The organism is Mammaliicoccus sp. B-M6 (genome assembly GCF_022386965.1).
GTDB classification, from domain to species: Bacteria; Bacillota; Bacilli; order Staphylococcales; family Staphylococcaceae; genus Mammaliicoccus; species Mammaliicoccus sciuri_A.
On sequence record NZ_JAJNHJ010000053.1, the window covers coordinates 1 to 9,406 of the forward strand.

Consider the following 9,406-nt stretch of genomic DNA (forward strand, 5'->3'; position numbering starts at 1 on the left):
TTAATTGATGTCTTAATTCGCTAGCGCCTCTCATGCTGCGGACGTAAATTTTGAAGAATCTACGTAAGCTTTTGAATTGTCTTGTTTCACTTGTCGCGTATTTATCGAATAATGATGTGGTTATCACATAACCAAACACCTTCTTATAGAAGAACAAAGGTTGCAAGTAATTTATGGTTTAAATGTAGTTAAGGTGTATATTTTTTGGTAACAAATATGTATAGTTATAACTTACTTTTACTTGGAGTGTATTTGCGTTTTAAGAAATAAACGTGATTATACATTTAGAAAAGTATATAAAATTAGAGTTTGTTCAAAATACTCCCTTAAAAAGGAAATACATCTTTTTGATAATTTTTTAAAGATATTTATAAGTTTTAAAAAGGAAATACATCTTTTTGATAATTTTTTAAAGATATTTATAAGTTTTAAAAAGGAAATACAACTTTTTGATAATTTTTTAAAGATATTTATAAGTTTTAAAAAGGAAATACATCTTTTTGATAATTTTTTAAAGATATTTATAAGTTTTAAAAAGGAAATACAACTTTTTGATAATTTTTTAAAAATATTTATAAGTTTTAAAAAGGAAATACAACTTTTTGATAATTTTTTAAAAATATTTATAAGTTTTAAAAAGGAAATACATCTTTTTGATAATTTTTTAAAAATATTTTGGATGATTGAACCTAAAAAGGTTCATAAGTTTGTGTTGTTATTTTTGGATTTTTTAGAAAAACGCTTGTTTTTGGTAATAAATAATTATAAAGAGTATTGGACCTTTTTGGGTTCAATACTCTTTGGTTTAAATTTGATGGTGTATTTGAATATAACCCTTTTGTTGAATTCAAATTTAACAGTAATTGGGAAGAATATTTAAATTATTTGTAGTATGTCAAGAGTATTAATGAAAAATTAGGTTAAATATTATAAGGAGTGATTGTTATGGCTTATGATTTAAAACCGTTTAGAAGACATTTTTTTAGTAATTTTCTTGATGAACAAGGTATAAAAACTGATATTAGTGAAAAAGATGATAGATATGAATTAAAAGCAGAGCTCTAGGCTTTTCAAAAGACCAATAGATATTTCATATGAAAATGGTAAGTTAATAATTTTCGGAGAAAATAATCAGGTAATGAAGAAAAAGATGATGAAGGTAAAGTGATTCAAAAAGAAAGATCTTATAGAAATGGTGAAACACATAGATTCAATCAACAAGTAGGAAAACAATATTCCTACGGAAAAGGTATCGAAGAGTTAAGTACTGTTGAAACACTTAAAATTGAGTTGAAACGTAAAGAAGTAGAGATGAGATTGATGAATTAGGTCTATCTATTAATTTGCTAATAGATAGACTCAGTTATAAAGAAATAGAATTATTGGAAAGAACTAAGGTAGAGCAAAATCATATAGATCAAATATCTCATGATATCAACACACCATTAACTGCATTAAGGTTAGAACTATTCCATCTTTCTCAGCAATATGGAATAGAGGATGAAAATATTGAAGTGTCTTATGAAAGAATAGACTATATTTCAAAACTGATTAAAAATATTTCAATAGATCAGAAAGAGAATATTCAATATTTTTATACATTTAATCGTGAAGTAGATGTTGTAAGCATTTGTAAGAAAATAATAGATAAATGGCAATACCTTATCCAGAGGCAAAATATGAACATAAAATTAGAAGGTGTTCAGAACCAATTAATTTGGTCAGGAGAAGAATTGTGGTTTGAGAGATTATTTGAAAATATTATTTCTAATATATATGAACATTCCAATGCCAAAAATATTAAAGTTACGATAAACCAAAATCAAGTGTCTTTTGTTGATGATGGAATAGGATTTAAAGTTGATAATTATCAAGATAGTAAAGGGTTAAATATCATTAAATATACCGCATTCACTCCTGCTAATATAGCGAATACGATAGACAAAGTTAAACTCTCTATTGGCATTGTAAAAATTATAGCGAATAGAAGAATAACATTTAAAACCGTTGCCATAGTAAAATCATTATTTGAACTGTTCTTTTTTTCATAATCGTTCCTCCTTATTTTTACTTATACCTGTTGTTTTAAAAATTTCTACCGTCTATTGATATCTATTCTCTATATGCTTCTTCTCAATAATATTGCCTTTCATGTCTTTTTTGACGATGTATTCACTTTTCGGGCTGGTTCGTTGCGATAATAATTAAGTCTGCATGGGCAATATGTTCTCGTTGATAGTCCACTTGTATAAGGCAAATATGTTTCGTTAGTTGAATCGTATCAAAGTGCTCATGAAATTCACGTGCGATAACATCAATTGAGCAAGGCTCTGATTTCAATTTAGAGAACTTTCTCCATGCAATTTTGCCGCCAGCAATAATGACGACATGTTTACCTTTAAGGTTCAGTTGAATTGGATACATCCGGTATCGCCTCACACTCAGCAATTCTAAAATGTACAATGTCTTTTAATAACGGATGAAAATTAATGGCAGTCGTATATGTGATAAGGTTCGGTAAACCGAGTGATTCTATTTGACGTTTCGACTTGTTTACAAGGAAACCATCATAGAAGAAAAATGGAATAATTAATAATTTACGATGCTTCTTAGCGATTTTCGGTAATGTTTCTTTAAAGCGAAGTTCACCATAGACCATACTTGGATAACATGGGTTTTGATCTGTTGATAGTTCGCTACAAATTCGTCTAAGTGCAACATCCGGTTCATCAAAGCGTGCATTACCGTGAGCAAGTACGACAATGCCAGTTTCATCATCAATGTCGTCTTTGTAAGCTTCAAGTTGAGAAGCAACCCAGTTTGTCATAATCGGGTGTGTGCCTAAAGGTTTACTTAATATAAACTGCACGTTCGGATTATTTTCTTGAAATGTTTCATATAAAGCTTCGATATCTTCGTAATAATGAGAAGCGGTAAACAATAATAACGGCACAAGATGAATACGTGAATATCCAGCATCAACCGTTTGTTGAATCACTTCATCTAATAAGATCTCTTCACTTTCTAAAAAGGCCACCTCATAATCAATCTCATCACTATTAAAAGTTTGATGAATAAAATTTAATAACGTTTCATTTAACTTTCCCTTTCTCATACCATGAACAACTAAAATCGTCTTTCGCATGACAATCCCTCCTACATCTTTATTCTAAAACAATATAACGAAAGTTTGTGAATTTTTTCTCAAAAGAAGAAAAATAGGGAATTCCCTATATAATAACGTAAAAAATAATTTGTGCATATGATTTTTTGTAATAACTGACAAAAATATTTTTTAAATTTTCTGATTTGTATAATTATAAATTTTCCTAAACGTGATAGCATAAAATTGTTTATCAAAATAAGCAAAGGGGTCGTGCACATTGGTAAAGGAAAATGGTAAGGCAAAGAACGAAGATAGGTCGAACAAAAAGTTTAGTATGCCACATATATATATGATTTTATTTGTTTTCGGTGTGATTGCAACTATTTCTACATATTTAATTCCATCAGGCGAGTTTGATAGGGTTAAAGGGCCTGAGGGTAGAGAAATGGTAGATGCAGATTCATTCCATTACATAGATTCAGCACCAGTTGGTTTGGTTGATTTTATTTCGATTATACCACGAGGTTTAATTGAAGCAGGAGAAATTGTCTTCTTTACACTTATCATAGGTGGGATGTTTATGGTGTTAAGACGTACAGGTATTATTGAAATTGGTGTGGATAAACTTGCATGTCAGTTTATAAATAAAGTATTTTGATTATTCCAGTGTTAACAACAGTATTTGCGATTATTGCAACATTAATCGGTACAGCAGAGTTGTCACTCGTTTATATTCCGGTTATTATACCGCTTATTATTGCTTTAGGTTATGACTCTATAACCGCTACATCTATTGCATTGTGTGGTACTGTAGTCGGCTTCACGGTCGGTGTGTTAAACCCGATCAATACAGGACTAGCTCAAAAATTATCAGGTATTCCAACATTCTCAGGAATCGGATTACGTTTAGTTATTTTTGTGATTGTACTATTTGTAACGGTATTATTTATTATGAAATACGCTAAAAAAGTTAAAAAAGATCCTTCAATCAGTTTAGTTTATCATGATGATACTGAGTAGCGACATATGTACAAAGATATTACGAATCAAGAACCACTCGTTGCGACTAAACGACAAAAAATTGGTATTGGCGTCGTGCTCTTATTCTTTATCATTCTTGTATACGGGGTTATTACACAAGGATGGTTTATGGTAGAAATGTCAGGTCTTTTCATAGTTATGGGTATTGTAGTAGGTCTCGTAACTGGATTGAATACACGTGAAATTTGTGAGTCTTTTAATGATGGTTTCAAAGATGTATTAATGGGTGCCATTATTGTAGGGCTCGCACGTTCAATTGCTGTTGTACTTGAAGACGGTAAAATTATGGATAGTATCGTTCATGGATTAGGTTCTGTTATCGATGGAGCAACACCAACAGTAGCAGTAGTCGGTATGTATATCGTGCAAGTGCTTATTAATTTTATTATTTCTTCAGGAAGCGGACAAGCCTTAGTGATGATGCCGATTATGGCACCATTAGCGGATATGTTAGGTATAACAAGACAGACCGCAGTCTTAGCCTTCCAATTAGGAGACGGCTTTACACATGTCTTCTATCCGACAAGTGGATACTTTATGGCAACATTAGCAATCGGAGGCGTATCATATACAAAATGGATCCGATTCTTCTTCCCACTCTTTATCGTATGGGGTGTCATTTCAATCATTTCATTAATCTTTGCACAGTTGATAGGTTGGTCGTAGGGAGAAAATTAATAAGTTGTAAAAGGAGATTCAAGTTTGAAAACTTGGGTCTCTTTTATTTATAGATTGATAATTATTATAACGGTGTGGCACAATGTATTTATTAATTAAAGGGGTGTCATATGAAGATAAATAGAGTCATCAATCATAATGTGATTAGTGTCACCCACAACAACCAGGAACGTGTTGTGATGGGGAAAGGGATAGGTTTTCAAAAGCAAGAAGGCGACATTGTGGAAGAATCAAAGATTGAAAAAATATTTGATTTAAGTAGCCAGGAAATTTCTGATCGCTTTAAAACGTTATTAATCGAAGTGCCGATTGAAGTGGTTCAAGCTGTTGAGAAAATTATCGAAGTATCGAAGGATAAATATCAAAAAGATCTCAGCGATACTATTTATGTTGCACTGACGGATCATATAAACTTTGCTATTGAGCGTCAAAAAGAGGGAATGGCTATTAAGAATGGATTGCTATGGGAAACGAAACGTTTTTATCCGACTGAGTATGAAATTGGTGTGCAAGCATTAGATTGGATTGCTGAAATTGTTGGTGTTCGTTTACCTGAAGATGAAGCGGGATTTATTGCAATTCATTTGTTAAATGCAGAACATAATAACTTAACAGACTATAATCAAGTAACAGAAATGGTGCAAAATATTTTAAGTTTAGTGAAATACCATTTTAGATTAGATTTCGATGAAGAAAGTTTAACTTATTATAGATTCGTGACACATTTAAAATTTCTTGCTCAACGTATTTTCTCAAGTAACCCACTTGATACGAATGAAATCGAACTTTATGAGATAGTAAAAGAGAAATATAAGAATGCATTTAAATGTGTAAAGAAAATTGAAGTATTTTTATTGAAAAAGTACCAGTATGAAATGACCCACGATGAAGCATTGTACTTAACGATTCATATACAGAGATTAATTTCCAGAAATGAAAGCGTTGACAATAAATAATTATGTGATATATTGATGTTACGAAAACAAAATAAACAATTAATTGTTTAGGATTGTTACTGTTCGGCAGGCGAGACCTAAATCATTAATAGGTGAATTTATCTAGGGATAAGTCTATCTATTTATGATTTGGGTCTCTTTTTTATTGTTCTAAACAAGATGGGAGAGATATAAAGATGACAAATGAACAAAGGATGGCTGATGAAATACTTAAACACATTGGCGGTAGTGATAATGTTAAAAATTTAACGCATTGTATGACAAGATTAAGATTTGTGTTGAAAGATGACAGTAAGGCTGATGATGATGCAATAAAAAATATTGATGGTGTTATGGGGTTACGTAAGCAAGGTGGACAATATCAAGTTATTGTAGGGAACAATGTATCACATACTTATACAGCATTGATGAAGAATGGCGTCAGTGGAGGCGCTAAAAGTAATGAGCCAGTTGAAAAGAAAAAGTTAACATTTAAACAGGTGGGTATCAATATTCTTGATGCTATTATCGGAACGATGTCACCATTAATTCCTGCTATTATTGGTGGTTCGATGATTAAATTATTGGCCATGTTATTAAGTATGACGGGTGTACTGTCAGAAAGCAGTTCAACGTATAATATTTTAAATACTATAGGAGATGCACCGTTCTTCTTCTTACCAATGCTTGTGGCAGTATCTGCAGCAAGGAAATTTAACAGTAACGTATTTTTAGCATTAGCAATTGCTGGTGTTATGGTACATCCAGTGTTTATGGAAATTATGGAAAAAGCAGCAGAAGGTAAAGAAGCAACTTTCGCATTTATTCCAGTTATGTCAGTGAAATATACTTATACGATTATTCCAGCAATCGTCATGACTTGGTTGCTGAAATATATTGAAGATTTTGCAGATCGTATTACACCAATTGTAATGAAGAACTTCTTGAAGCCAATGTTAATCTTATTAATTGCTGCACCAATAGCGATTATTATCGTAGGTCCTACAGGTATTTTGATTGGTACAGGTCTGTCTCAAATTGTCTTCTTTGTACATGATAAATTAGGCTTTTTAGCAGTAGCTATCGTAGGTGCCTTATGGCCATTATTAGTTATGACAGGTATGCACCGTGTATTCACACCAACGATTGTTCAAACAATTGCTGAAACAGGTAAAGAAGGTATGGTTATGCCATCCGAGATTGGTGCTAACTTATCATTAGGGGGCGTTTCATTAGCAGTAGCATTTAAAACGAAAAATAGAGAATTACGTCAAACGTCATTGGCAGCTGCATCATCAGCCATTATTGCAGGTATAACTGAACCAGCATTATATGGGGTTGCTATTCGATTAAAACGCCCAATGATTGCATCTGTAATTACAGGATTTGTTGCAGGTGCTGTAGCAGGGCTTGCAGGTTTAGCAAGTCATTCTATGGCAGCACCAGGTTTGTTTACGAGTGTACAATTTATTGAAAAAGATAATCCAATGAGTATAGTGTGGATTATTGTAGTAATGGTTCTATCGGTTGTTCTTTCATTTATCTTAACGTTAGTACTTGGATTTGAAGATATTCCAGAATCTGAAGATGAATTATTAGATTTAGGTTCTCAAGATCATCTAACAGTTGCAGCACCTGTTGAAGGACATATAAAACCAATTGAAAGTGTTGAAGATGACGTATTTAGTAGAGAAGTAATCGGGAAAAGCATGGCAATTGAACCAACAGGTAATAAAATTTATGCTCCAGTAACAGGTACGGTAACTTCTGTATTTCCAACAAAACATGCTATCGGTATAACAGGAGATAATGGTGTTGAAGTATTAGTACATGTAGGTATTGATACTGTGAAATTAAATGGAGAACCATTTACATCAACAATTGAACAAGGTGATCATGTAACTGTTGGCGATATTCTTGGTACATTTGATTTAACACAAATTATTGAATCAGGTTATGATCCGACAACGATTATTGTCGTTACAAATACAGATGAATATGAATCAATAACATCCTTTGATCACGCAGAGGTTAAAGCACAAACATCCATATTAGGAGTGGTTAAATCATGACAATAAAATATTTCCCGGAAAATTTTCTTTGGGGTGGCGCAATAGCAGCCAATCAAACAGAAGGCGCTTGGGATAAAGATGGTAGAGGAATCAGTAATATTGATTTAATTCCTCATGGTACGAAGAGACAAGATATAAAGTTAGGTTATAAAAAGAGTGAACTTGATCAGAATGAATATTATCCAAGTCATACTGGTATAGATTTTTATCATCATTATAAAGAGGATATCGCGTTACTTGCTGAAATGGGGTTGAAAGTATTTAGAACATCTATTTCTTGGAGTAGGATTTTCCCAAATGGCGATGAAGAAATGCCGAATCAGGCAGGTATAAATTATTACAAAGGTCTATTCAAGACATGTAAAAAACATGGTATGGAATTACTCGTTACACTTGCGCATTTTGATATTCCAATGGGGATAGTTGAAAAATATAATGGGTGGAAAAATAGAGAAACGATCGATTTATATATTAAATTTGCAGAAACTTGCTTTAATAATTTTGGAGAATACGTCAATTATTGGATTCCATTCAATGAAATTAATGTAGTGTTACACAGTCCATTTTCAGGTGGCGGATTGTACTTTGATGATAGTGAAAATAGAGAAGAAATATTATATCAAGCTGCACATTATATGTTAGTAGCAAGTGCGAAAGCTGTTCGAAGTTGTCATCGTATTACGCCACACGCAAAAATTGGATGTATGATTGCCGGTGGTAGTTTCTATCCATACAGTTGTAATCCAGAAGATGTATGGCAGTCTATGAATGATGAAAGAACAAATACTTTCTTTGTAGATGTACAAGCGAAAGGTAAATATCCATACTATATGGATTCATTTTTTAAGGATAAAGGGATTAACATTGAAATAGATGAATCAGATAAAGAAATATTGAAAGAAACTGTGGATTTTGTAGCATTTAGTTATTATGCATCTCGAACATCTATTGCGGATATATCAAGAGTTGAAAAAAACGATGGAAATGTAATTGTATCAGCCAAAAATCCTTATCTTAAAATGAGTGATTGGGGATGGGTTATCGATCCGCTTGGTTTAAGAATCACGATGAATCAAATATATGAAAGATTTGAAAAGCCACTATTTGTCGTTGAGAACGGATTAGGTGCTAAAGATGTGGTAGAAGCGGATGGTACAATTCAAGATGATTATAGAATAGATTATATGAAACAGCACATAGAAGCAATGTACGATGGAATTCAAGATGGCGTTCCATTGTTGGGATATATAAGTTGGGGTATTATCGATTTAGTGTCTGCATCAACAGGAGAAATGAGTAAACGATATGGAATGATTTATGTAGATAAAGACGATGCAGGAAGCGGGACACTCAAACGTCGAAAGAAAAAATCATTTGATTGGTATAAGCAAGTCATACAGCAGAATGGAATATAAATAGAATTTTTCTTGAGTTCAACACATAATAACAAAGTAGACATTCAATTTTGAAATTGAATGTCTACTTTCAGAGTGTCGACAAAGTCTTAGACTTTGCCGGCATTTTTTTATGCGCATGCTTTCCGCGGGCATGTTCTCAGCCTGTAGTCTTCGAAT

General features: G+C 32.4%; 7 protein-coding genes and 3 pseudogenes. 7 read left to right on the forward strand and 3 right to left on the reverse strand.

Going from position 1 to position 9,406, the window contains the following annotated elements; translation table 11 throughout:
* A pseudogene (locus LQ693_RS12775) lies at positions 1–115 on the reverse strand (tRNA-dihydrouridine synthase); the annotation flags it as partial.
* A 1,064-nt stretch (positions 116–1,179) separates the two neighbouring features.
* On the opposite strand from LQ693_RS12775, the pseudogene LQ693_RS12780 reads away from it, so the two are divergent.
* Positions 1,180–1,323 (forward strand): annotated as a pseudogene (locus tag LQ693_RS12780) (IS3 family transposase); the annotation flags it as partial.
* 59 nt (positions 1,324–1,382) lie between these two features.
* Entirely contained in the window at positions 1,383–2,051 is a 669-nt protein-coding gene (locus LQ693_RS12785) for a histidine kinase (RefSeq protein WP_142397687.1), read from the forward strand.
* Between the two features lie 121 nt (positions 2,052–2,172).
* Here LQ693_RS12785 and LQ693_RS12790 read toward each other — a convergent pair whose 3' ends face one another.
* A complete protein-coding gene (locus LQ693_RS12790; protein ID WP_025907174.1) occupies positions 2,173–2,424 on the reverse strand; it encodes a precorrin-2 dehydrogenase/sirohydrochlorin ferrochelatase family protein in 252 nt (83 codons plus the stop codon).
* The gene (locus tag LQ693_RS12795; RefSeq protein ID WP_239703242.1) at positions 2,399–3,145 is read right to left on the reverse strand and encodes a sirohydrochlorin chelatase; all 747 of its coding nucleotides are present in this window, start codon (positions 3,143–3,145) and stop codon (positions 2,399–2,401) included. The genes LQ693_RS12790 and LQ693_RS12795 overlap by 26 nt, the downstream gene beginning before the upstream one ends.
* Positions 3,146–3,383: 238 nt before the next feature.
* Between LQ693_RS12795 and LQ693_RS13730 the strand changes: the two genes are divergently transcribed.
* From LQ693_RS13730 to ascB, 5 genes and pseudogenes are all read left to right on the forward strand, one after another.
* Positions 3,384–3,764, forward strand: a complete 381-nt coding sequence (locus LQ693_RS13730; protein ID WP_259341007.1) for a hypothetical protein — start codon at positions 3,384–3,386, stop codon at positions 3,762–3,764.
* 8 nt (positions 3,765–3,772) lie between these two features.
* A pseudogene (locus LQ693_RS12800) lies at positions 3,773–4,813 on the forward strand (YfcC family protein).
* Between the two features lie 122 nt (positions 4,814–4,935).
* Positions 4,936–5,781, forward strand: coding sequence for a BglG family transcription antiterminator LicT (gene licT, locus LQ693_RS12805; RefSeq protein ID WP_025907170.1), 846 nt, complete (start codon positions 4,936–4,938; stop codon positions 5,779–5,781).
* 176 nt (positions 5,782–5,957) lie between these two features.
* Positions 5,958–7,832 (forward strand): PTS cellobiose/arbutin/salicin transporter subunit IIBC, encoded by a 1,875-nt coding sequence (gene ascF / locus LQ693_RS12810; RefSeq protein WP_107572965.1) that lies wholly within the window; start codon positions 5,958–5,960, stop codon positions 7,830–7,832.
* Positions 7,829–9,247: a 6-phospho-beta-glucosidase gene (ascB, locus tag LQ693_RS12815; protein ID WP_239703241.1), complete on the forward strand. Its 1,419-nt coding sequence runs from the start codon at positions 7,829–7,831 to the stop codon at positions 9,245–9,247. Before ascF ends, ascB begins: the two co-directional genes overlap by 4 nt.
* Positions 9,248–9,406: the final 159 nt, after the last annotated feature.